This window comes from Enterobacter sp. SA187 (assembly GCF_001888805.2).
Classification (GTDB): domain Bacteria; phylum Pseudomonadota; class Gammaproteobacteria; order Enterobacterales; family Enterobacteriaceae; genus Enterobacter_D.
In genome coordinates, this window is sequence record NZ_CP019113.1 from 4173026 (window position 1) to 4197123 (window position 24098).

20 protein-coding genes are annotated in these 24098 nt (G+C 61.2%); 10 read left to right on the forward strand and 10 right to left on the reverse strand.

What is annotated here, in order from left to right; genetic code table 11:
• Positions 1-84 precede the first annotated feature (84 nt).
• The 3 genes from BMF08_RS19995 to BMF08_RS20005 are packed head-to-tail and all read left to right on the forward strand — an operon-like array spanning position 85 to position 2379.
• On the forward strand, positions 85-792 hold the full coding sequence (locus tag BMF08_RS19995; protein ID WP_072569258.1) for a nucleoside recognition domain-containing protein: 708 nt from the start codon (positions 85-87) through the stop codon (positions 790-792).
• A complete protein-coding gene (locus tag BMF08_RS20000) occupies positions 789-1253 on the forward strand; it encodes a YjiG family protein (protein ID WP_072569259.1) in 465 nt (154 codons plus the stop codon). The genes BMF08_RS19995 and BMF08_RS20000 overlap by 4 nt, the downstream gene beginning before the upstream one ends.
• 13 nt (positions 1254-1266) lie before the next feature.
• Complete coding sequence (locus BMF08_RS20005; protein ID WP_072569260.1) at positions 1267-2379, forward strand: M20 family metallopeptidase; 1113 nt, start codon at positions 1267-1269, stop codon at positions 2377-2379.
• Positions 2380-2398: 19 nt separating this feature from the next.
• Here the strand turns inward: BMF08_RS20005 and entH are convergent, their stop codons facing one another.
• From entH to entC, 5 genes are read right to left on the reverse strand one after another with little or no spacing between them, the layout of a single operon-like run.
• Positions 2399-2812 carry a proofreading thioesterase EntH gene (gene entH, locus BMF08_RS20010; protein WP_072569261.1) on the reverse strand — a complete coding sequence of 138 codons (414 nt, stop codon included), beginning with the start codon at positions 2810-2812 and terminating at the stop codon, positions 2399-2401.
• Between the two features lie 2 nt (positions 2813-2814).
• Entirely contained in the window at positions 2815-3570 is a 756-nt protein-coding gene (gene entA, locus BMF08_RS20015) for a 2,3-dihydro-2,3-dihydroxybenzoate dehydrogenase EntA (protein WP_072569262.1), read from the reverse strand.
• Entirely contained in the window at positions 3570-4421 is an 852-nt protein-coding gene (locus BMF08_RS20020; protein ID WP_072569263.1) for an isochorismatase, read from the reverse strand. The genes entA and BMF08_RS20020 overlap by 1 nt, the downstream gene beginning before the upstream one ends.
• A gap of 13 nt (positions 4422-4434) precedes the next feature.
• A complete protein-coding gene (gene entE, locus BMF08_RS20025) occupies positions 4435-6045 on the reverse strand; it encodes a (2,3-dihydroxybenzoyl)adenylate synthase EntE (protein ID WP_072569264.1) in 1611 nt (536 codons plus the stop codon).
• 9 nt (positions 6046-6054) lie between these two features.
• Positions 6055-7230 (reverse strand): isochorismate synthase EntC, encoded by a 1176-nt coding sequence (entC, locus tag BMF08_RS20030; RefSeq protein ID WP_072569498.1) that lies wholly within the window; start codon positions 7228-7230, stop codon positions 6055-6057.
• Positions 7231-7437: 207 nt separating this feature from the next.
• On the opposite strand from entC, the gene fepB reads away from it, so the two are divergent.
• The gene (gene fepB, locus BMF08_RS20035) at positions 7438-8376 is read left to right on the forward strand and encodes a Fe2+-enterobactin ABC transporter substrate-binding protein (RefSeq protein ID WP_412176424.1); all 939 of its coding nucleotides are present in this window, start codon (positions 7438-7440) and stop codon (positions 8374-8376) included.
• Here fepB and entS read toward each other — a convergent pair.
• Positions 8349-9590: an enterobactin transporter EntS gene (gene entS / locus BMF08_RS20040; RefSeq protein ID WP_072569266.1), complete on the reverse strand. Its 1242-nt coding sequence runs from the start codon at positions 9588-9590 to the stop codon at positions 8349-8351. The genes fepB and entS overlap by 28 nt on opposite strands.
• A 113-nt stretch (positions 9591-9703) precedes the next feature.
• On the opposite strand from entS, the gene fepD reads away from it, so the two are divergent.
• The 3 genes from fepD to fepC are packed head-to-tail and all read left to right on the forward strand — an operon-like array spanning position 9704 to position 12497.
• On the forward strand, positions 9704-10711 hold the full coding sequence (fepD, locus tag BMF08_RS20045; RefSeq protein ID WP_072569267.1) for a Fe(3+)-siderophore ABC transporter permease: 1008 nt from the start codon (positions 9704-9706) through the stop codon (positions 10709-10711).
• Complete coding sequence (gene fepG, locus BMF08_RS20050) at positions 10708-11700, forward strand: iron-enterobactin ABC transporter permease (RefSeq protein WP_072569268.1); 993 nt, start codon at positions 10708-10710, stop codon at positions 11698-11700. Before fepD ends, fepG begins: the two co-directional genes overlap by 4 nt.
• The gene (gene fepC, locus BMF08_RS20055) at positions 11697-12497 is read left to right on the forward strand and encodes an iron-enterobactin ABC transporter ATP-binding protein (protein WP_072569269.1); all 801 of its coding nucleotides are present in this window, start codon (positions 11697-11699) and stop codon (positions 12495-12497) included. Before fepG ends, fepC begins: the two co-directional genes overlap by 4 nt.
• Positions 12498-12587: 90 nt before the next feature.
• Here the strand turns inward: fepC and wzz(fepE) are convergent, their stop codons facing one another.
• From wzz(fepE) to fes, 4 genes are all read right to left on the reverse strand, one after another.
• The gene (wzz(fepE), locus tag BMF08_RS20060; protein WP_072569270.1) at positions 12588-13724 is read right to left on the reverse strand and encodes an LPS O-antigen length regulator Wzz(fepE); all 1137 of its coding nucleotides are present in this window, start codon (positions 13722-13724) and stop codon (positions 12588-12590) included.
• Between the two features lie 230 nt (positions 13725-13954).
• On the reverse strand, positions 13955-17839 hold the full coding sequence (gene entF / locus BMF08_RS20065; RefSeq protein ID WP_072569271.1) for an enterobactin non-ribosomal peptide synthetase EntF: 3885 nt from the start codon (positions 17837-17839) through the stop codon (positions 13955-13957).
• Positions 17840-17848: 9 nt separating this feature from the next.
• Positions 17849-18052 carry an MbtH family protein gene (locus BMF08_RS20070; protein ID WP_072569272.1) on the reverse strand — a complete coding sequence of 68 codons (204 nt, stop codon included), beginning with the start codon at positions 18050-18052 and terminating at the stop codon, positions 17849-17851.
• A gap of 24 nt (positions 18053-18076) precedes the next feature.
• A complete protein-coding gene (gene fes / locus BMF08_RS20075) occupies positions 18077-19291 on the reverse strand; it encodes an enterochelin esterase (RefSeq protein WP_072569273.1) in 1215 nt (404 codons plus the stop codon).
• Between the two features lie 186 nt (positions 19292-19477).
• Here fes and BMF08_RS20080 point away from each other — a divergent pair, with 186 nt between their 5' ends.
• The 3 genes from BMF08_RS20080 (at position 19478) to BMF08_RS20090 (ending at position 24090) form a co-directional block, all read left to right on the forward strand.
• Positions 19478-21712: a TonB-dependent siderophore receptor gene (locus BMF08_RS20080; RefSeq protein WP_072569274.1), complete on the forward strand. Its 2235-nt coding sequence runs from the start codon at positions 19478-19480 to the stop codon at positions 21710-21712.
• Positions 21713-21769: 57 nt separating this feature from the next.
• A complete protein-coding gene (gene entD, locus BMF08_RS20085) occupies positions 21770-22405 on the forward strand; it encodes an enterobactin synthase subunit EntD (protein WP_072569275.1) in 636 nt (211 codons plus the stop codon).
• A 116-nt stretch (positions 22406-22521) separates the two neighbouring features.
• Positions 22522-24090, forward strand: coding sequence for an ABC transporter substrate-binding protein (locus BMF08_RS20090; RefSeq protein WP_072569276.1), 1569 nt, complete (start codon positions 22522-22524; stop codon positions 24088-24090).
• Positions 24091-24098 lie beyond the last annotated feature (8 nt).

Consider the following 24098-nt stretch of genomic DNA (forward strand, 5'->3'; position numbering starts at 1 on the left):
AACGGCTTGCTTCACGGTTTTTGCCCGGCCCATCACGGATAATCCGTTAAGTTTGTGAGGATTTATTTAATCAAGGAGAAGCAAATGGATGTAACACCAGACGATCGTAAACCGGGTCCCGTGGCCTACTTCGCGCTGGCCTTTGCAGCGGTGTTTTTCTCAGGGCTGCTGGGCGGTAAAGAGTGGTACGGGGTGTTTGACTTCACCACCCTGAACGGCGCTTTTGGCAAAGTGGTGTCCGGCGTCAGCCAGAACGGCGAAACGCTGAAAACCACCACCAGCGCCTTTCGCGGCGTCGGCGGTAACGGGGCGATGGACGGCTTTCTGTTCGCCCTTGGGCTGATCCCGGCGGTGATGTTTGCGCTGGGGATGATTAACGTGCTGGAGCATTACGGCGCGCTGAACGCCGCCCGCCGTCTGCTCACGCCGCTGCTGCGCCCGCTGCTGGGGCTGCCTGGCACCACCGGGCTGGCGCTAATCGGCAGCCTGCAAAGCACTGACGTCGGGGCGTCCTTAACCCGTAATCTGGCGGATGAAGGTCAGCTGGATGAAAACGAAAAAGACGTGTTCGCCATGTTCCAGTTTTCCGCCGGAGCGATGATCACCAACTTTTTCTCCTCAGGCGCCATTCTCTTTACGCTCATCGCCGCCGATGGCAGCACCGCTGTACCCACCTCTATCGGCATGTGTATCCTGGTGATGTTTATTATGAAAATTGTCGGCGCGAACCTGATGCGCCTGTTTATCCGCTTCACGCAGAAAAAAAGCGCCGCGCAAGGAGCTGCACAATGAGCCACCCGACCTCTAATCCCGTTATTACCGATGTGTTTGTCGCAGGCGCGCGCAAGGGGTGGAATATCGCCACCACCAGCACACTGCCTAACGTGGTGATGGCGTTTATCATCATCAAAGCGCTGGAGATCACCGGCGCGCTGAAGGGACTCGGGCTGATTTTCTCGCCGCTGATGGGGCTGTTCGGGCTGCCGGGGGAAGCGGCGGCGGTGCTGATCGGCGGCTGGATGTCGATGGGCGGCGGAATTGGCGTCGCCATCGGCTTATTCGATAAGGGCATTATCACCGGCGAACATCTGGCGATCATGGCCCCGGCCATTTACCTGATGGGATCGCAGGTACAGTACCTCGGGCGCATTCTCGGGGTGATTGGCACCAGCGCCCGCCGCATTCCGCTGATGATCGTGATCTCGGTTATCAACGCCTTCATCGCTATGTTACTGATGCGTATCATTATCTAGAACAGGATGTCTTATGAATATCGAACACTATATTGCTGAACTGGAAAGCCTGGTCAACGTCGATTGCGGCACGCAATGCGTGCAGGGCGTGGCGCAGGTCGCCGACAGACTGGCGGCGCTGTGGCGTCAGGAAGGCTGGCATGTGACTACCGTTGATCTCGGCACTGCGGTAGGGCCGGGACTGCTGGTGACCAATCAGCCGCAGGCCACCCATTATGATGTGCTGCTGGTCGGCCATATGGACACCGTGTTTCCGGCGGGTACAGTCGCCCAACGCCCGATGAGCCGCGACGACAGCCGCCTGTACGGGCCTGGCGTCTCGGACATGAAAAGCGGGCTGCTGAATATTCTTCAGGCGATGCGCGAACTGCCCGCCGCCGATAAACATCGCCTGAGCATTGCGGTGGCGATGAACCCGGACGAAGAGACCGGCTCGGTGCACTCGGAAGCCTGGCTAAGCAGCCTGGCAAGCACCGCGCGGGTGGTGCTGGTATGCGAAGCGGCGCGCGCCGACGGTTCGCTGGTGAAAGCGCGTAAAGGGCTGGCCGGTTATCAACTGACCTTCAGCGGCGTCGCCGCCCATGCGGGTAACGATCCGGAAAAAGGCCGCTCCGCCATCACCGCGCTGGCAAATGCGGTGATCGCCATTAATGCGCTGGCGGATATGCCGCGCGGCACCACGCTGAATATCGGCGTGATCAGCGGCGGCAGCGCGTCTAATGTAGTGGCCGACCATGCCACCGCCGAGCTGGATCTGCGCTATTGGGAAAACAGCGAATACGATCGCGTCCACGCCCGGCTGGAAGCGCTGTGCGCTGAAGGTTTTCTTGACGGTGTGACCACCACCCTGACGCGCGTGAACTACAAACCGGCGATGGCGGCAAGCGAGGGTACCGCCGCGCTGATGGCGCTGGTGGAACAGGCGGGTGCGGCAGAAGGCATTCCGGTGACCTGGCAGGCGGTGGGCGGCGGCAGCGACGCCAACCATATTGCCGCGCTCGGCATTCCGACGCTGGACGGCTTAGGTCCAGTCGGCGCGGGCTTTCACAGCCCGGCGGAATGGCTGGATATCGCTTCCATCGAGCCGCGTATCAGGCTGCTGAAGCGGATTGTGTCGATGCTGTAAATGGCGCTGGTGATGGGGACTACCCCATCACCGCCGTACTTAACCGACAGGTGCAGCAGCGCCGTCCCTGCTCGTCAAAGACCACAATTTCCCAGCTCTGGCTTTGCCGCCCGAGGTGCAGCGGCTGGCAAACGCCGCGCACCCTGCCCTGCGATACCGGGCGGTGATGCGTGGCGTTCAGCTCCGTGCCCACCACGCACTGCCCGTCGCGGGTCATCAGAAAACCGGCCATCGAACCCAGAGTTTCCGCCAGCGCCGCCGACGCGCCGCCGTGCAGCAGGCCGAACGGCTGATGAGTGCGCGCATCCACCGGCATCACCGCTTCCAGCACCTCATCCCCGAGACGGGTATAGACAATGCCCAGATGCGCCACCATGGTGTTCGCGCTGGTGGCATTCAGTTCATCGAGGGATAAATGACGTTTCCAGATCATGCTTATGCTCCCAGCGTCGAGCCGCCGTCCACCACCAGATCCTGCAAGGTGATGTGCCCTGCCAGATCGGACGCCAGAAACAGCACGGTACCGGCGATGTCCTCAGGTCTGGCGATTTTCCCCAGCGGAATGCCGAGCTTGAACTGCTCGCCGAAACCGCGAATGCGCTGCTGTTCCGCGTCCTCGCTGGTCCACAGCGTACGCTGCATGTCGGTATCCGTGGAGCCGGGGGAGACAAGATTACAGCGCACGCCGCTGGCGGCCAGCTCCAGCCCGACGGTCAGGGTCAGGCTTTTCAGCGCCGCTTTCGACGCGCCATAAGCGCTCATCCCCATACGCGGCGTGTGCGCGGCGTCGGAGGCGACGGTGACAATCGCCCCGCCCTTCTGGGCGCGGAATATTGGCATGGTCTGCTGAAAGAGATTAAAGGCCCCGCCGACGTTCACCGCCATGGTCTGCTGCCAGTCGGCAAGGCTGAGGGCATCGGTCGCGCCCATGCGCAAAATCCCGGCGGCGTTCACCAGCACGTCCAGCCGTGGGGTATGCGCCAGCAGACGCTGGCAGGTGTCTGCCACCTGTGTGGCATCGGCAATATCCAGCCGCTTGCAGGTGAAGGGATAATCCGCCTGCGGAAAGTCCAGATCGAAGCCGGTCACCTGCGCGCCCGCATCGGCAAAGGCCAGCGCGGTGGCGTAACCGATGCCTTTACCGGCTCCGGTCACCCACACGGTTTTGCCGCTAAAATCCAGCCCCGCCATTATTTCACCTCGCGGGAGAGCAGCGCCCACCAGGCGTCGAGAGTCGGGTTTTTCGCCAGCATCACGAAATCAATGTCGCTGTAGACTTTGCGCCAGCGGGCGGCGAGCGCCATCATGCGCACCGAATCCAGACCGTAATCGATCAGGTTGTCATCATCCAGCGGCACGTCGGATTCATCCAGCAGCGGCAGGATCTGCGCACGCAGCGCGTCCTTAGTCAGCGGTACCGGCAGCAGTTCGTCGGTCATCACCACGCGGCCTGAACGTCCGGCCACGTAGTTGAGCGCCATCAGGTGCTCGTCGCGGCTGAAATCCGCCAGCGCATCGGCGACCATAAACGGCTTGATGTCGCGCATAAAGGCATCGGTGGCGGTGGTCATGCAGCCGATGTGGGCATACACGCCGGTGATCAGCAGCTGGTTACGCCCGGTCTCTTTCAGCATCTGCTCAAGCGGCGAGCGGTGAAACGCGCTGTAGCGCCACTTCACCAGCACGGTGTCGTCTGCGTCAGGCGCAAGGGCCGCCACCACCTGTTGTTCTTCCGGTTTGCGGGTCAGGCCCGGCCCCCACATGTCGTTCAGCAGCGCGCGATCTTCGTCGCTCTGCTCTTTGGGCTGCGCGGTGTAATAAACCGGAATGCCCTGCTGTTTGCAGAACTGGCGCAGCGCGGCGATGTTCGCCACCACCTGCTCCATCATCGGGCAGTTATCGCCCCAGAAATTGATGAAATAGTCCTGCATATCGTGGATAAGCAATGCGGCGCGCTCAGGCTCAAAGGCCCAGTTCACTTTGTTGTTCGGGATCTCTGCCGCGGCGGGCAGCGCATAGCCGGTTAATTTCGGGATAGCCATCTCTTCTCCAGTGTTACGCCTGTGACTTTTCAGCCAGCATCTGACGCAGTTTCTTCTTATCAACTTTGCCGACCGGGGTCAGCGGCAGCGCGTCCACGCACTCCACGCGATCCGGCAGCTTAAATTCCGCCACGCCCTGCTCGCGCAGAAAACGTCGTATCTCCACCGGACGCACCGGCTGGCGCACCACCAGATACGCGCAGCTTTTCTCGCCCAGCAGGCTGTCTTCCATGCTCACCAGCGCGGCGTGGATCACCGCCGGATGGCGCAGCAGCAGGTTTTCAATCTCTTCGGCAGCGATTTTCTCTCCGCCGCGGTTAATCTGATCTTTTTCGCGCCCCTGCACGGTGATATAGCCGTCGGCGTCAATGGAGATCAGATCGCCGGAGCTGTAAAAACCGTTGGCGTCGAAGGCGCTGGCATTGTGCTCCGGGCTGTTAAAGTAGCCGCGGAAGGTATAGGGCCCGCGGGTCATCAGGCGGCCCACCTCCCCGGTCGGCAGCGGATTGCCCTGTTCATCGGCGACCCACACTTCATCGTCCGGGCACATCGGGCGGCCCTGGGTGTGGTTCACCCGCGCCGGGCCATCATCCAGGCGGGTATAGTTCACCAGCCCTTCCGCCATGCCGAACACCTGCTGTAACTGACAGCCGATCTCCGCCGGAATACGCGCGGCAAGGGTGGCGGACAGACGCGCGCCGCCCACCTGCAACAGCTTCAGCGACGCCAGCTGCGCATTGCTGCCCCACTCGGCAATTGCCTGCAACCACAGGCTGACGGCGGGCGGTACCAGCGCGGTGACGTTAATCTGATGTTTTTCGATCAGCGGGAAGCAGAGCGTGGCGCTTGGATCCGCCGCCAGCACCACACAGCCTTCTGCGAGAAATACCCCCAGCGCGCCGGGGGAGCTGAGCGGATAGTTATGGGCGGCAGGCAGCGCGCACAGATAGCGCGTGTCGGCGGTAAATTCACAGATCTCGTTGCTGCGGCGGATACTGTAGTAGTAATCGTTATGAGTGCGCGGGATCAGCTTCGGCGTGCCGGTACTGCCGCCGGATAGCTGGAAAAACGCCACTTCATCGGCAGGGGTCGGCAACAGAGGCGTACCGTCCGCCGGGCGTTCAATGGCCGCCTGTAAGGCATGTTCGCCCTGGTCGTTACGCAACAGCACCACGCGCACGCTGGCATGTTCGGCGACAAAGCCATTCAGGAAGCTGTCATCCTGGAACAGTTTATGTTCGCGATCGGCGATCACCAGCGCCGGGCGGATCTGCGCGGCATAGGCGTTGAGTTCACTCTGCTGATGGCTGAAGAGCGCATTGACCGGCGCGACGCCCATTTTCAGCAGCGCAAAAAAGGTAATGTAAAACTCCGCGACGTTGCCCAGCTGCACCAGCGCGGTGTCGCCATGGCGAATGCCCTGCGCCGTCAGCGCGCAGGCGAGGTTATCCGACGCCTGATCCAGCTCGCGGTAGCTTAACGCGCGCTCGCCTTCAATCACCGCCGTGCGGTCAGACTGCCCATGACGGGTGAGAATGTCGGTCAGCGGCAGATCCTGCCAGTAGCCTTTTTCACGATAACGGCGGGCGAAGTCATCCGGCCAGCGGGTAAAAGGAAGGGTCATGATCGCTCCTTAATTCAGACCAAAAACATTAAGCATGGTGGAGAGTTTGACGCCGGTTTCGCGCCACTCCGCCGCCGGGGACGACGCAGGCACAATGCCCGCCCCGGCAAACAGGCGAACGTTACGATCCTGGATGCGCGCGCAGCGAATGGTCACCACCCACTCGCCATTGCCCTGCTCATCACACCAGCCGACGATGCCGCCGAACAGCTCGCGGTTGAACGGCTCAAGTTCCGCGATGACGCGCTTCGCCACCTGATGCGGGAAGCCGCTCAGCGCCGGGGTCGGGTGCAGCAGACAGGCCAGCGACAGGGCGTTTTCTTCACCGGCGGCGAGACCTTCGACCGGCGTCGCCAGATGCCACAGCGTCGGGGTATTCACCAGTTGCGGCGAGGCGGGGATCGCCAGTTCACGGCTGCGCGGCGTGAGCACGGTTTTCATCGCCTGCACCACCAGATCGTGTTCGTGACGATCTTTTTCCGAGGCCAGCAGTTTGTTACCGGCCTCGCGATCCAGCATGTCATCCGGCTGACGACGGGCCGAGCCTGCCAGCGGCAGCGAACTGAACCGCTCATCTTCTTTACGCAGCAGCAGCTCCGGGCTGGCACCGAGCAGCACGCCGCCATCCGGCAGCGGCACATGGAAGTTAAAGCTCGCCGGATTCTGCGCGATCAGCCGTTCCAGCAGCGCCCCGCTGTCAATCCGGGCGTCGGTGGCAATGTCAATCAGTCGCGAGAGCACCACCTTGTCAACGGTCGGCGTGGCGGTCAGGCGTGCGGCTTCCGCCACCATCGCCATAAAGGCGTCCTGCTCCGGAATGGCCTGGCGCGAAACCACGTTCGGCGTCGGGCTGCCCTGGAAATAGCGCGCGGAATGCTGCTTTGCCGGACGGGTGAACGTCTGCCAGGACTGCGGAATAAAGAGCGCCGACGGCTGCGTGGTATCAAACGGGATCGCCCCTACCATCACCGGTTTTGCAATGCCCTGGGCTTTCGCCTGCGCAAAGGCCGCCGCCAGTTTGCGCTGGAACGGGCTTTGCAGGTCATCGCCGTTAACGGCAGGCTCTGAGAAGCGCGCAAAGCAGCCGGATGTGGTAAAGCTGCGGTACGGCGACATAAAGAAAAACCGGTCGGGCGACAACGCGTCTGTACGCTGCGCGATCCCCTCTGCCACTGACGTATCCATATCTTTCTCCGAAAATGATAAAGGCATTAAGAATAATTATCATTTATATTTTGGTCGGTAAGCTAAAAGTTATTGTCAGCAGTGTCAACTCTGGTTGATGCAACTTCTGCGGCTAACGCTTGCATCCGCTTCGCACAATGATGAAAATGAGAAGCATTAACTGCAATAAATACAGGATACCACGCCGTGAGATTTGCTTCGTTACGCCTGCATGCTGTGCTGGCGCTCAGCCTTTTCGTTTTAGGACTTTCCGCAAGCCACGCCGCCGGATGGCCGCGTCAGGTGACTGACAGCCGGGGCACTCATACCCTGGAAAGCAAACCGCTGCGTATTGTCTCCACCAGCGTGACGCTTACCGGATCGCTGCTCGCCATTGATGCGCCGGTAATAGCCAGCGGCGCGACCACGCCGAATAACCGCTTTGCCGACGATCAGGGCTTTCTGCGCCAGTGGGGGCAGATAGCAAAACAGCGTCAGGTTTCCCGGCTCTACATTGGCGAGGCCAGCGCGGAAGCCGTGGCGGCGCAGATGCCCGATTTGATCCTCGTCAGCGCCACCGGCGGCGACTCTGCGCTGGCGTTGTACGATCAGTTCTCCGCCATCGCGCCGACGCTGGTCATCAATTACGACGATAAAAGCTGGCAGGCGCTGCTGACGCAGCTCGGCGAGATCACCGGCCAGGAGAAACAGGCGCAGGCGCGCATCGACGAATTCAATACGCAGCTGGCGGCGGTAAAGCAGAAGATCACCCTGCCGCCGCAGCCGGTAAGCGCGCTGGTTTATCACCGGGCGGCGCACAGCGCCAATCTGTGGACCCGCGATTCCGCGCAGGGGCAGCTGTTAGCCCAGCTTGGCTTTACGCTCGCCACCCTGCCGGAGGGGCTGAACGCCAGCCAGAGCCAGGGTAAACGCCATGACATCGTGCAGCTGGGCGGCGAAAATCTGGCGGCGGGGCTGAACGGCGAAGCGCTGTTTTTATTCGCCAATGACGACAACGACGCCGCGGCCATTGAAGCCAACCCGCTGTTAAGTCATCTCAGCGCGGTGAAAAACAAACGCGTTTACGCGCTGGGCAGTGAAACCTTCCGCCTCGACTTTTACAGCGTGACGCTGCTGCTTCAGCGGTTCGCCACGCTGTTTGGCTGATGGAAACGGCGTAACTCTTTCAGTAGCACCACCAGCAGCAGTCCGATGACCGCCAGCACCCAGCCGCCAACACTGGCGGAGGCCGCTGGCGTCATCAGCGCCCCCATACCGCCGAGCAGTGCCGCGCCGATAGCATCGCCGGTGACGTTCTGCGCCGTCCATAAGCCGTTAATGCGCCCGAGCATCGCCTCGGGGGTTTGCGTCTGGATCAGCGTGTACTGCAACAGCGAACTCACCGCGCTCAGCCAGCCAAAGAGCGCGAGGAACAACACCCCCAGCCCCCAGACGGGCATCAGGCTGAACAGCGCCACCGCCACAAAGGCGGCGACGGTGGTCAACAGCATGATCGCCCCCGGACGCGCACGCTGCGCCATATTGCCGCTGGTCAGCGCCCCCAGCGCCGCACCGAGCGGAACGGCGGCATACAACAGGCCGATTTCCGACGGCGACATTTGCCAGTTCACCGCCAGCGCCGGATAAAGCACGCGCACGGCGCTCGCCATGGTCAGCAGCCCGCCGAGCAGCGCGATGCCGCCGATCAGCGGACTGCGCATTAAAAACTGAAAGGCCGCCAGCAGGGATTTCAGCGGATGTTCCCGCGGCTGCGGCGGCGGAGGCAGCAAGGGTAAACGCAGCAGCGTCAGGGTGGTGAGAAAGGTCCCCGCCGCCGCCAGCCCGTAGTTCCACACCACACCGCCGGACGCCAGCAGCAGGCCGCCGCACAGCGGGGAGATCACTGAGCCCAGGCGTACGGTCAGCATGGTGATCGCCCCCGCCTGCATCAGATTCTCACGCCCGACCAGCGCGGGCGTCGCCGCCAGCAGCGCCGTCACGCCGAGCGCGCCAAAAAAGCCGTCCCACAAACCGAGCAGATAAATCGCCACCAGCGAGGGTTCCGGCAGCGCCGCATTAATGGCAAGGCCGATAAAACCCAGCCCGCAGGTGCCGCGCGCGATCAGGATCAGGCGCTTACGCTCATAGCGATCCGCCAGCACGCCGCCCACCATCAGCCCGACAAACATCGCCCCGCCGGTCAGGGTGACCGCAAGGCCCACCAGCGCGCTGGAGTGGGTCATCGCCTGGATCTGCACCGGCACGCCGACGCCCAGCAAACCGAGGGATAAAATGGAGATAAAACGGGCGATAAATACCGCGCGGAATGCCGGGTGGGTTTTCAGCAGGCTCATGTTGAGCAGCCAGGATTGTCGGTTCATTACAGGGCCTTTTATTGCGATTTCTCATACCTTTTCAATGGCCGCACATGCTAACATACCCGAACAAGATCGATAACGATAACTACTATCATTATCAACTCAAGGACGTTGTGATGTCTTTTTCGCTCAGCCTGGCGCGTCCAATTATCGTGACCGGGTTATTGTTATTGCTGCTCCTTGCGGCTGCGCTCAGCTTACTTATCGGGGCGAAACCCCTGCCCTTTTCCGCCGTCATGGACGCCTTCACGGGCAGCTGCCAGACCGCGGACTGCACTATCGTGCTGGATGCCCGTCTGCCCCGTACCCTGGCCGGACTGCTGGCTGGCGGCGCGCTGGGCCTTGCCGGGGCGCTGATGCAAACCCTGACCCGCAACCCGCTGGCCGATCCCGGTCTGCTCGGCGTGAACGCTGGCGCCAGCTTCGCCATCGTGCTGGGCGCGGCGCTGCTCGGTTTAACCTCTCCCTATGAACAGCTGGCATTGGCCTTTAGCGGCGCGCTGGCGGCGTCATTAGTGGTGGCCTTTACCGGCAGCGCGGGCGGCGGGCAGCTCAGCCCGGTGCGGCTGACGCTGGCGGGCGTCGCGCTGGGCGCGGTGCTGGAAGGTTTATCCAGCGGCATCGCGCTGCTGAACCCCGATGTTTACGATCAGCTGCGCTTCTGGCAGGCCGGATCGCTGGACGTGCGGCAGATCCACACCCTGAAAATCGTCCTGCTGCCGGTACTGATCGCCGCAGGCATCACGCTGCTGCAAAGCCGGGCGCTGAACAGTCTCAGTCTCGGCACGGATACCGCCACGGCGCTCGGTAGCCGCGTGGCGCGCACGCAGTTGCTGGGCTTACTGGCAATTACCGTGCTGTGCGGCAGCGCCACGGCGGTGGTCGGCCCGATTGCCTTTATCGGCCTGATGATGCCGCACATGGCGCGCTGGCTGGTGGGGGCGGATCACCGCTGGTCGCTGCCGGTCACGCTGATCGCCACCCCTGCCCTGCTGCTGTTTGCCGATGTTATTGGCCGTCTGCTGGTGCCCGGCGAGCTGCGGGTATCGGTGGTCAGCGCCTTTATCGGCGCGCCTGTGCTTATCTGGCTGGTTCGCCGCCATCGTCGCGGAGGTGGCTGGTGAACGCCCCTTCCCGTCGTCTGATTTTGAGCTGTCTGCTGCTGGCGATCGCCTGTCTGCTGGTGGCGCTATGGAGTCTGCAAAGCGGCGCGGTGCCGCTGACGTTTTCTCAGGTATTTGCCGCCCTCACCGGCGATGCGCCGCGCGGTATTATGCTGGTGGTCAATGAGTGGCGTCTGCCACGTGTCGTCATCGCCCTGCTGACCGGCGCGGCGCTGGGGATCAGCGGGGCCATTTTCCAGTCGCTGATGCGTAACCCGCTCGGCAGCCCGGACGTGATGGGCTTTAACACCGGGGCATGGAGCGGCGTGCTGATCGCCATGGTATTTTTCGGCCAGCATCTGACGGCCATTGCGCTGGCGGCGATGGCGGGCGGTATTCTCACCTCGCTGGTGGTCTGGCTGCTGGCGTGGCGCAACGGCATTGAAACCTTCCGGCTGATTATTATCGGCATCGGCGTGCGCGCCATGCTGGTGGCCTTCAATACCTGGCTGCTGTTGCAGGCGTCCCTTGAGACGGCCTTTACCGCCGGGCTGTGGAACGCCGGATCGCTCAATGGCCTGACGTGGGCGAAAACCCTGCCCGCCGCGCCGGTACTGCTGGTGATGTTTGTCTGCGCCGCGCTGCTGGTACGCCGTATGCGGCTACTGGAAATGGGCGATGACAGCGCCTGTGCGCTGGGGGTCAGCGTTGAGCGTTCCCGCCTGCTGATGATGCTGGTGGCGGTGGTGCTGACCGCCGCCTCCACCGCCCTGACCGGCCCGATCTCTTTTATTGCGCTGGTCGCCCCGCACATCGCGCGGCGTATCAGCGGCACCGCGCGCTGGGGGCTGACCCAGGCGGCACTGTGCGGCGCATTGCTGTTGCTGGCCGCCGATCTCTGCGCCCAGCGGCTGTTTGTACCCTATCAACTTCCGGTCGGCGTGGTGACCGTGAGCCTGGGCGGGATTTATCTCATCGCCCTGTTAATTAAGGAGTCCCGCAAAAGATGACTTTCTCAGATGCCCGTTTGCGCGGCGAGGCCTTAACCCTCGGCTATGGCAAAAAAATCGTTGCCGAAAACCTGAACGTCACTCTGCCCGACGGGCATTTCACCGCCATTATCGGCCCCAACGGCTGCGGAAAATCGACGCTGCTGCGCACCTTAAGCCGCCTGATGACCCCGGCGCAGGGGCATGTTTATCTCGACGGCGAGCAGATCCAGCGTTTCAACAGTAAAGAGGTGGCCCGCCGCATTGGACTACTGGCGCAGAACGCCACCACGCCGGGGGATATTACGGTTCAGGAGCTGGTGGTGCGCGGGCGCTATCCGCATCAGCCGCTGTTTACCCGCTGGCGGGCAGAGGATGACGCGGCGGTGCAACGAGCGATGGAGGCCACCGGCGTTACGGCGCTGGCCGGGCAGAGCGTGGACACGCTTTCCGGCGGGCAGCGTCAGCGGGCGTGGATCGCTATGGTGCTGGCGCAGGAAACGGCGATCATGCTGCTGGATGAGCCGACCACCTGGCTGGACATCAGCTATCAGATTGACGTGCTGGAGCTGTTAAGCGAGCTGAACCGCGAGCAGGGCTATACGCTGGCCGCCGTGCTGCACGATCTCAATCAGGCCTGTCGCTATGCCACGCATCTGATTGCGCTGCGGGACGGGAAGATTGTGGCGCAGGGCGCGCCGAAAGAGATTGTGACGGCGGATCTGATCGAGAAAATTTACGGGATGCGTTGCGTGATTATTGAGGATCCGGTGGCCCATACGCCGCTGGTGGTGCCGCTCGGGCGCGGGCTACGGTAGGTTTGCTGCGCCCGGCGGCGCTGCGCTTGCACGGGCCTACAGTAGCCTCATTCCGTAGGCCCGGTAAGCGCAGCGCCACCGGGCAAAAACTTAGTGAGAAGGTTCCAGCGTCAGTTCCGGCGTCAGCGTGCGGGTCACCATCGCGTTACGCAGTAACACAAAGCCACAGGCCACCATGCCGCCGATGATTGCCGCCAGCACCACGATCAGCGCCTTGCCCGGACCGTCTTTTTTCACCGGATAGGACGGCGCCAGCTGGTATTTGAAGGGTTCGAAATCGACGTTTTTCACGCTGACTTTTTCCAGTTCGGCCAGATGAAACTCGCGGTTACGCAGTTCAGCGTTCAGATCGGAAATATCGCGCAGCGATTTCTCGATTTTTAATTTCTCCTGGATCCCATCCGCGCCCAGCGCAATGGAGAAATCCGGATCGTCATTCACCACCTGACCATTGCTGTAAACCGGACGTTTAATTCCCGCCGCGTTCGCCACTTCCAGCGAATAGTTAAGACGCTGGATCTTAATATCACGCTGGTTGGTTAATCTGACGCGATCAAGCATTAATTTTTCTTTTTCAAAATGCGTTTTCAGCGCCACCGTATTACGGATGCTGTCGAGCGTTTCTTTTGTCACCAGCGCCGCTACATAATTAATGTATCCCTGTAACACCGCCTGCGCATCTTTCGCCGTTGGCGCGGTAAAGCTTAAATTCCATGACACATACGGCAGTTCAGGATCGCTTTTTCCTTTTGCATTGTCGGCGGCTTTCATATTGTCCGAAAGGGCAACCACCGCCCGCTGCAATTGCTGAGGATCAATATCAGCGTCTTTCAGTTGTCCCATTACCTCCGGCGACGACATGAAATATTCCTGCATCAGCGCACGGGAGTTAAAGGCTTTGATAAAGCGATTGAAAACATCAGGTTGAGAAATCGGCACCTCAATATCCAGTACGCGTAGCTGCATCAGCGTCTGTTGCAACTCATTCCATTGCAGCTCTTCTGCGGGAGTAATAATGGCCTGACTGGTCCATCTCTGAGGCATCATGAAGGTTGCCACCAATGCTCCAATAACAGCAAAGGCAAGCGCGATCCCGATGATTTGTTTCTTTGCGCACCATAAAACGTCGAGCAGCGCCAGCAGATCAATTTCATTATTACGATGGGTTTCAAGCGGATAATTACTGAACTCCACATCCCTGTCTTGCTTAATATTCGTTGAGGACATTTTATTAACTTCTTTAAAGTATATAGGCCGAATAAGCTCATCCTGTGTTCTGCTCAATGGTATTACAAAGTGAGAATAATCTGAATCCCTGAGAGGTGAAATGTGCTGTCTAGCTACAAATTTTTGTAGTTTTTTGACTGAAGTATGATGCAGATGCTTCAGGCTGGCTGATATATAAGCAGAATAATTGCCCGCAATGATTGCTCATCACGGGCGATAAACGTATTACATCACTGCAACAATTTCTGCATTATCGGCCCGATAGATTCAAAGGCGCGGGGAGAGATAATATCGACGTGGGCGCAGGGCTGCGGATAACACTCCAGCTCGCGTACCCAGGGCGACCAGGCGCGGGCGGGATCCATCCCTGATGGCCGCGTATGTTCGGCTACAAACAGCGTCGCTTTGCCGTCAAACGGCAGGCTGCGCGCGCTGGTGAGCAGGCGCACCGCGTCACCGTAGTTGCCTTCAATAGCGTTGAACAGCGCCGCCGACCCGCTCCCCTGCTGCGCGGCCAGAAACGCCTCCCGCTCGCGGTCGATTTCCGCCAGCACTTCCGGATCCAGCCCGTTGGCCTCTTTTTCCGCCCAGTTTTGCGTCTCCGGCGGCCAGGTGTCCAGCAGTCCCAGAAACGCCACCGCCTCGCCACGCTGGCGTAAGCGGGCGGCAATGCCCTGCGCCAGCGTACCGCCGAGGGAATAGCCGAACAGATAGTACGGGCCGTGCGGCTGACGCTCCAGCAGCGTGGCCAGATGATGCTCACACACCTCATCCAGAGTGGCGGCGGTCGCCATCGGACCATCCGGGCGCGGCGACTGAATACCGGTGATCGACCAGCGCGGAGGCAGATAGCGCGACAGCACGCTGAACTGCCAGGCAAAGCCCGACGCCGGATGGAAGCAGAACAGCGTTGGCCCGTCGCTTTCACGCAGCGGCAAAATCGTCTCATACCCCAGACGCTGCGCCTGTTCGTCGTTATCGGCGTCAAGCAGCGCCGCCAGCGCGGTGACCGTCGAGGCCACCATGATCTGCCCCGGCGTCACCTGACGCCCACACTCCCGGCTGAGCAGCGCTGCCAACCGCATCGCCAGCAGCGAATGCCCGCCGAGGGCGAAGAAATCCGCCTCCGCGTCATTCACCTCACAGCCCAGCAGCTGGCTGAACGCCTGCGCCACGCGGATCTCACTGGCCGACTGCGGCGCGCGTCCGTGTGCTTTGGCGGTCAGTTCCGGCACCGGCAGCGCTTTGCGATCCAGTTTGCCGTTGGCGCTCAGCGGCAGATCCGCCACCTGCACCAGCACTACCGGCACCATATGCGGCGGCAGACGCGCGCTGAGCTGCTCACGCAGCGCCTCGCGATCCAGCGGCAGGCCCGATTCGGAAACCAGGTAGCCCACCAGTTGCCGCGCGTCCCCGCCGCCGGTTGCAGCCTGATTGAGCACGCAGGCGTGGGCCACTGCCTGCGCCACGTCCGGCAGGCTCTGCATCACGCGATCGATTTCGCCAAGCTCAATACGCTGGCCGCGAATTTTCAGCTGATCGTCGCTGCGTCCGAGGTATTCCACCGCGCCGTTGTCCAGCCAGCGCGCCACATCCCCGGTGCGGTACATGCGCTCGCCCGGCGCAAAGGGATCGGCAATAAAGCGGCTGGCGGTGAGATCGGCGCGGCCCAGATAGCCCTGCGCCAGCTGAATGCCGGTGAGATAGAGATCCCCCGCCACGCCGGGCGGCACCGGCTGCATCATGGCGTCGAGAATGCGCAGGCCGGTATTCCACACCGGGAAGCCGATGGGCACGCTGTTGCCGCTGACGGCCGCCAGCGCCTCGCCGTGGGCCGGATACCAGCTGACATCCACCGCCGCTTCCGTCGGACCGTACAGGTTATGTAGCGGCGCGCCGGTCAGTTGCTCCCATTCCCGACACAGATCTGCCGGTAAGGCTTCGCCGCTACAGAACACCTGTTTCAGCGTGCGGCAGCTTGCGCGGGCCGTTTCCGGCGTCAGCGCGGCGACAAAGGCCGCCAGCATTGAGGGCACAAAGTGAGTGGTGGTCACGCCCCACTGCGCGAAGAAGTGTTGTAGCGCCTGCGGATCGCGGTGGGCGTCCGGCTCGGCCATCACCAGTTTCGCCCCGGCGATAAACGGCCAGAAGAATTCCCATACCGAGACGTCAAAACTGCACGGCGTTTTTTGCGCCACCACGTCATCGGCGCTCAGTGGATAAGCCGCCTGCATCCACAGCAAACGGTTGACGATTGCCGTCTGCCCGACCATCACCCCTTTCGGGCGACCGGTGGAGCCGGAGGTGAAAATAATGTACGCCGTGTGTTCAGGACGCGAGAGATCAAGCCCCGGCGCGTCGCTCACCGGCAGCGGCGCGGTGTAACACAGGGTGTTGAGATGCGGCAGATCCGCAAAGCGCCCCTGCTGATCCGGGGCGGTGATCAGCAGCCGCGGACGGGCATCTTCCAGCATCATGCGCAGACGATCGTCAGGATAGCCGGTATCCAGCGGCAGCCAGGCGGCCCCCGCTTCAACGATGGCATGCAGCGCCAGCGTCAGGAATACCGAGCGCGGCAGCGCCACCGCCACGCTGTCGCCGGGCTGTACGCCCTGCTCGCGCAATAGTTGCGCCAGCGCAATCACCTGCTGGCGCATTTCACAATAACTGAATTGCCAGCGGGCGTCTGCCAGCGCGGGAGCATGCGGCGTTTTCAGCACCTGCGCCGCCACCAGCTGGCTGAGGGTGGTTTCCGGCAGCGTTCTGGTGGTATCGTTAATGCGCGCGATCTGCTCAAGCTCGTCGGGCGATATGAGCTGCGCATCGCCGCAGCGCAGATCCGGCGTGCCGGCAAACTGGCGCAACAGCGCGTCCAGCCGCGCGGCATGCGCGTTAAGCGTGCTTTCGTCGTAGCGCTGACGGTTCGCCAGCACCTCAATACTCAGACCGCCCTCCTCGTCCGGGATCAGGGCGATTTCCAGATCGTTCACCGGCCCGGTCGCCAGCGTATGAGTGCTGCCCGCCACGCCGTCCAGTTCCAGCTGATAATCAAACATTTTGACGTTCAACACCGGGCCGAACAGCGGCTCATCCCCCGCCGCGCGTCCGGCGTCGCGTACGATCTGCTCGGCGTCGTACCGCTGATGGCGGCGCATTTTTTTCAGGCTGGCGGCGAGTTTTTGCGCAAGCTCCGGCAGCGTGGCCTGCGCATCAATATTCACCGCCAGCGGCAGCACGTTCAGCACCGGGCCGGTGGCGGTCAGCGCCGCAGACCCCATACGGCGCATAAAAATAAAGCCCGCGGCATACTCCAGTCGTCCACACAGCCTTCCTAACCACAGCGCCACTAGCGCCAGCGCCAGATCGGCCCGCTGGCAGCCCGGCGCGCTGGCGGCAAGCCGCGAGAAGGCCTGGCGATCCAGGGTCTGTTTCAGGCGCAGAATGTCCGTGGTTGCGGCGCGACCCGGCAGCGGCGTGCCGGACAGGGATACCGGCGGCGGCAGCGTGCGCTTCACCTCGCCCCAGAATGCGCCGTCACGGGCATACGCCTCGCTGTCGCGGTAGCGCTGGTACTCGTCCACCACTTCCGCAAAGGGGGTAAAGGGCGATGGCGGCGTCGGCGCTCCGCTGCGCCAGGCGCGGTAAATGGCAGCGATCTGCCGGGTTATCGCCGGAAAACTGAAGCCATCCACCAGCAAATGGTGATAACGCTGATACCAGTACCAGCGATCCTCACCGATGCGGAACAGCGCGTGATGCACCAGCGGTTTTCCGCTGTCGACGCGCAGGTTTTGATCCAGATCCGCCTGCATCTGCGCCAGCGCGGCGCTGTGGGGACAGGCGGCATCACGCACATCAATAATGGACGGCGCGGCAAGGGTCAGCGCCTCATCAACATACTGGAACACCTCGCCGTTATCTTCCACAAAGCGCATACGCAGGGTATCGGCCTGCGTCATGCCGGTGGCAATCGCCTCGCAAAGCAGCGGGGCATCCAGCGCGGAGCTGGTAATGTCCACGTAATGCGCCACGCTCCAGGCGTTGGTCAGCGTGGAGAGTTTTTCAGCCATCCAGATCCCGGGCTGAGCGGCAACTAAGGGGAGTCGAGCGGACATGCGGGTTCCTCAGCGCGCGTGATGCGCAGGGGTTAGGGTCTGCCAGTGGGTGGTCAGCCAGGCGTTGCACGCGTCCTGCGGTTGCGGCTCGCAGATCACCTGCCAGCCCTCCGGCAGCGCGCACTGCTGCGGCCACAGGCTGTATTGCTGCTGCGCATTTTGCAGAATATAAAAGTGTCCCTGTGCGTTATCGAAGGGATTACTGAATTCCATACCAGGCTCCTGTGGGGTAACGGCTTATGGCGTGGCGGGGGACAGGGATTGCCAGAGGGCGATCAGCCCGGACGTCAGGCCGCCGCGCCAGCAAAGGGCATCGTGTCCGCCATCAACTTCACGCCACAGCAAGGTCTGCGGGGTGTACTGCAACAGGTTTAATAACGTCTGATTAGCGCGCCAGATCAGCGGCTCGCGCTTACCGGCTTCCAGCACGATGCGCAGTCCGCGGGCGTTCACATCGCCACGACGCAGCTGTTCAATAAGTTCGCCGTCCTGCTGCGCGCCGCGGTGCGGCCACCAGTAAGATCCCGACTGGCTCAGTATGCAGCCAAAGCGCTGCGGCCAGTGCAGCCCGGCGTAAAGCGCCGCCAGGCCGCCAAAACTTTGCCCGGCCACCAGCGTGCGTGCCGGATCAGCGCTGAAGGGCGTGCGGGCGTGGATCAGCGGCAGTAGTTCCTGCTGCACGGCCTGCCAGAAATCGGCATTACAGGGCAGTTCGCGGCTGCGGTGAGCGTTATCAATCACGTCGATCAGCACATAGACGGCGGGCGGAAGCTGGCCGTCGCCGGTGAGCGCCGCCAGCGCGGGCCAGACGGGCATACTTTCCGCCCAGAACTGCCCGTCGAGCAGAATAGCCAGCGGCGTGTCACTGCTGACCGCCCCTGTGGTGTAGATCCACACCCGGCGGCGGTTGTTCAGCATCGCGCTGTGCCAGTGAATACATTCCGGCGGCGTAAATGGCGTGTCGGGGCGATCCCAGCCCGGCTGTAGCGGGGCCTGCGGCATTTCCAGCGCGGAAACCCCATGGCCGCGCCCGCCGCGCCAGGAATCCTTATTCAGCGGATCGGCGATCGCCTTTGGCAGCAACGTGCGCCAGCCTTCGCGCAGCGCGGCGCGATCCGGCGTCTGGCCTGCAAACACCGCGGCGGAAAAATCGCTGTCGTTTTCACTGGGGATAAAACAGTAGCTCCCCCGCCAGCGGGCGGGCAGCGTCGTTTGCCAGCACCAAACATCGGTTCCGGCGAGGCGGCGCAGGGATTGCGGCGCGGACTGCTGATGATGGTCGGTAACGCCGGTGATATAGATCCAGACGTGGCGCACCGGCGAGGTGGCTTCGGTGCCTGCCGGATCGCGCCACCAGAAGGTGACCTGATACGCCTCTTCGCTTTCGCGACGCCATTCCGGCCCGTGCTTTGTACTCCACCAGGCGTCACTGCCCGTTACTTGCGTTGTCACCGTTCTGCAACTCCAGGTTACCTGCGAAATATTGTTACAAGACAACAATTGTCGATAATATTATTGATAACTATTTTCATTTGCAATAGCGTATTGGCGCGCGGCGGGATGCGCGTCTTTCACTCTATTCGGTTAGCCGTGCGCGTTTGCAGGATGCAGAGGCTGGCGACAAACTCAGGTAATAACATGAATAATAAATTTAATACCCTGGCCGTACTGGTTCATTTGGGTATCTCAGGGGTAGCACTGCCGGTGTATGCGGCAGAAACCAGCGACGACGACACCATTGTGGTAACCGCCGCGCAGCAAAACTTACAGGCGCCGGGCGTGTCCACCATCACCGCCGATGAGATCCGCAAAAACCCGCCCGCGCGCGACGTATCAGAAATCATCCGCACCATGCCGGGCGTCAACCTTACCGGTAATGCCACCAGTGGCCAGCGCGGTAATAACCGCCAGATCGATATTCGCGGCATGGGCCCGGAAAATACCCTGATCCTGATCGACGGCAAACCGGTGACCAGCCGTAACTCGGTGCGTCTGGGGTGGCGCGGCGAGCGTGATACCCGCGGCGATACCGGCTGGGTGCCGCCGGAGATGATCGAACGCATCGAAGTGATCCGCGGTCCGGCGGCGGCGCGTTACGGTAACGGCGCGGCGGGCGGCGTGGTGAACATCATCACCAAACCGGTAAGCAGCGACTGGCACGGTTCCTGGAACACCTACCTGAACGCGCCGGAGCATAAAGACGAAGGCGCGACCAAACGCACCGACTTCAGCCTCACCGGACCGCTGGGGGGCGATTTCAGCTTCCGCCTGGTGGGAAATCTGGATAAAACGCAGGCCGATGCCTGGGACATCAACAAAGGCCATCAGTCTGAACGCACCGGCATTTACAGCGACACTCTCGCCGCCGGACGCGAAGGGGTGGAAAACAAAAATATCAACGGTGTGCTGCGCTGGGACTTTGCGCCGATGAACTCGCTGGAGTTTGAGGCGGGCTACAGCCGCCAGAATAACCTCTACGCGGGGGACACGCAGAACACCAACAACGACAATAAAACCAATGGTCTGGTGAAAAAATACTACGGCAAAGAGACTAACCGTTTGTATCGCCAGAACTATGCCATCACCTGGAACGGCGGCTGGGAAAACGGCGTCACCACCAGCAACTGGGCGCAGTACGAGCACACGCGCAACTCCCGTCTGGGCGAAGGGCTGGCCGGCGGCACGGAAGGCCTGTTCAACAGCGAGAAGTTCAGCGATATCGATCTGGCTGACGTGACGCTGCACAGTGAAGTGAACATTCCCTTTGAGTATCTGTTCAACCAGAACCTGACAATTGGCACCGAATGGAACCAGCAGCGCATGAAGGATCTGGCGTCCAACACCCAGGCGCTGTCCGGCGGCGCGATCCCCGGCTACGACAGCACCGGCCGCAGCCCCTACTCCAGCGCGGAAATTTTCTCGCTGTTCGCCGAAGACAATATGGAGCTGACCGACAGCACCATGCTGACGCCGGCGCTGCGCTTTGATCATCACACGGTGGTCGGCAATAACTGGAGCCCGTCGCTGAACCTCTCCCAGGGCCTGGGCGAAGACTTCACCCTGAAAATGGGTATCGCCCGCGCCTATAAAGCGCCGAGCCTGTATCAGACCAACCCGAACTATATTCTGTATAGCCGTGGACAGGGCTGCTACGCCAGTCCGGTCGGCACCGGCTGCTATATGCAGGGTAACGACGACATGAAGGCCGAGAACAGCATCAACAAAGAGATCGGCCTCGAATTTAAACGCGACGGCTGGCTGGCGGGCGTGACCTGGTTCCGCAACGATTACCGCAACAAAATCGAGGCGGGTTATGTCCCGGTCGGCCAGACCCAACAGGGATCGCTGAAGACCGATATTTACCAGTGGGATAACGTGCCTAAAGCGGTGGTGGAAGGTCTGGAAGGGACGCTGAACGTGCCGGTGTCTGACGCCGTGACCTGGAGCAACAACCTCACGTATATGCTGCAAAGTAAGAATAAAGAGACCGGCGAGCGCCTGTCGATTATTCCGCAGTACACGCTCAACTCAACCCTGAGCTGGCAGGTGCGTGAAGATGTGTCGCTGCAATCCACCTTTACCTGGTACGGCAAGCAGCAGCCGAAGAAATTCAACTATAAGGGCGAGCGCACGACCGGCTCCGAAACCAACGAAGTCAGCCCGTACAGTATTGTCGGCCTGAGCGGGACCTGGGACGTGACCAAAAATGTCAGCCTGACCGGCGGGGTGAATAACCTGTTCGATAAACGTCACTGGCGCGCGGGCAATGCCCAGACCACCGGTGGTACTACGGGTTATATGTACGGCGCGGGCGCGGAAACCTTCAACGAGTCTGGCCGCACCTGGTTTATGGGCGTGAATACGCACTTCTGATATAGTCATAATGCCCGGCGGCGCTTGCTTGCCGGGCCTACGAACAGGGGATAAATAATGGATTATCATCACACCACACTCCCCCTCGCTGGCCTTACACTGCACCACATCGATTTCGATCCCGCCACCTGGCGCGACGCCGATCTGTTCTGGCTACCGCACCATACACAGCTGCATCACACTTCACAAAAACGTCAGCGGGAACATCTGGCGGGCAGACTGGCGGCCTTTCACGCGCTGGGAGCGATCCCCGCCATTGGCGACAATGGCGCGCCCTTATGGCCTCCGGGAGTGTTCGGCAGCATCAGCCACAGCGGCACCACCGCGCTGGCGGTGATCGCGACCCGGCCGGTGGGAGTGGATATTGAACGCTGCCTCGATGCGAAACTTTGCGCAGAACTGGCGGACAGTATTGTCGATGCGGATGAGCGCGCGCTGCTGACCGCCTCCGGCCTGCCCTTGCCCCTTGCGGTCACGCTGGCGTTTTCCGCCAAAGAGAGCCTGTATAAAGCTTTTTCCGCCCGCGCTCTGCCTTACCCCGGCTTTGCCAGCGCGCGGGTGACGGCGCTGACCGACGCGCAACTCTCGCTCACCCTTTCCGCCCGCTTCTGCCCGGCGCTGGCCGGTGAAACCGTTACTGCGGGCTGGTGCGTGGCGCAGGACGACGTCATCACCCTCTTATCACACAACTGAACAGCTTATGCTTTTTCCGCATAAGCTAAGTCAAATTATGACTTTCAGGAAAATCTCATCCCCCCTAACGTAGCGGAACATAACAAACTCATTACGTTACTTTACAGGGATTGCTCATGACCAAAAAATTGCTGTCGTTACTGGTGCTGACCGCGCTGTCGGCCGCCAGCCATGCTGCCACGCCGCCGAATACGCTGGTGGTGGCGCAGGGGCTGGATGATATTGTCAGTCTTGATCCCGCGGAAGCGAACGAGCTTTCCAGCATCCAGACCGTGCCAAGCCTGTATCAGCGCCTGGTACAGCCGGATCGTGACAATCCTGAAAAAGTGACCCCGATCCTCGCCGAAAGCTGGCAGGCGGATCCGGCGGCTAAAACCCTGACCATCAAACTGAAGCCGGACGCGAAATTTGCCTCGGGCAATCCGCTGCGCCCGGAAGATGTGATCTTCTCCTATCAGCGCGCGGTGACGCTGAACAAATCCCCGGCTTTTATTCTGAACGTGCTCGGCTGGCAGCCGGACAATATCAACAGCCAGCTGAAAAAAATCGACGACCATACCGTGCAGTTGCAGTGGACGGCGGACGTCAGCCCGGCGGTGGCGCTGAATATTCTTTCCACGCCGATTGCCTCCATTGTCGATGAGAAGCTGGTAAGCGCGAATGTGAAAGGCGATGACTTCGGCAATGCCTGGCTGAAAATGCACTCGGCGGGCAGCGGCGCGTTCAAAATGCGCGTCTATCAGCCGCATCAGGCGATTGTGCTGGACGCCAACGACAATGCCGTGGGCGGCGCGCCTAAGCTGAAAAATATCATCATTAAAAACGTGCCCGATCCGGCGTCCCGCCGTCTGTTGATCGAACAGGGCGATGCCGACGTGGCCCGCGATCTGGGTGCCGATCAGATCGGCGCGTTACAGGGCAAAAAAGGCGTGCAGGTGCTGAGCATCCCGTCTGCCGAGCAAAACTATCTGGTGTTTAACGCCGGTAACAGCGCCAATCCGCTGCTCAATAACCCGGCATTCTGGGAAGCGTCACGCTGGCTGGTGGATTATGAAGGCATTACCAAAGATCTGCTGAAAGGCCAGTATTTTATCCATCAGAGTTTCCTGCCGGTGGGTCTGCCGGGCGCGCTGGAAACCAACCCGTTCAAATTTGATCCGGCGAAAGCGAAAGAGATCCTCGCCAAAGCGGGTATCAAAGACGCGCACTTCACGCTGGATGTGGAGAACAAACCGCCGTTTATCACCATCGCCCAGTCGATGCAGGCAAGCTTCGCCCAGGGCGGCGTGAAGGTGGATCTGCTGCCGGCCGCGGGCAGCCAGGTGTATGCCCGCGTGCGTGCGAAGCAGCATCAGGCGGCGATCCGTTTGTGGATCCCGGACTACTTTGATGCCCACTCTAACGCCAGCGCCTTTGCCTATAACGACGGTAAAGCCAGCACGGTCGCCGGTCTGAACGGCTGGCAGATCCCGGAGCTGAGCAAGCAGACGCTGGCCGCCGTGGCGGAGCCGGATGCGGCAAAACGCCTTGATCTGTACAGTAAAATGCAGGAACAGTTGCAGCATAATTCGCCGTACGTATTTGTCGATCAGGGCAAAACCCAGATCGTGGTACGCGACAATGTGAAGGGCTATCAGCAGGGGCTGAACGCCGATATGGTCTGGTACGACAACGTCACCAAGTAAGTTGCTAC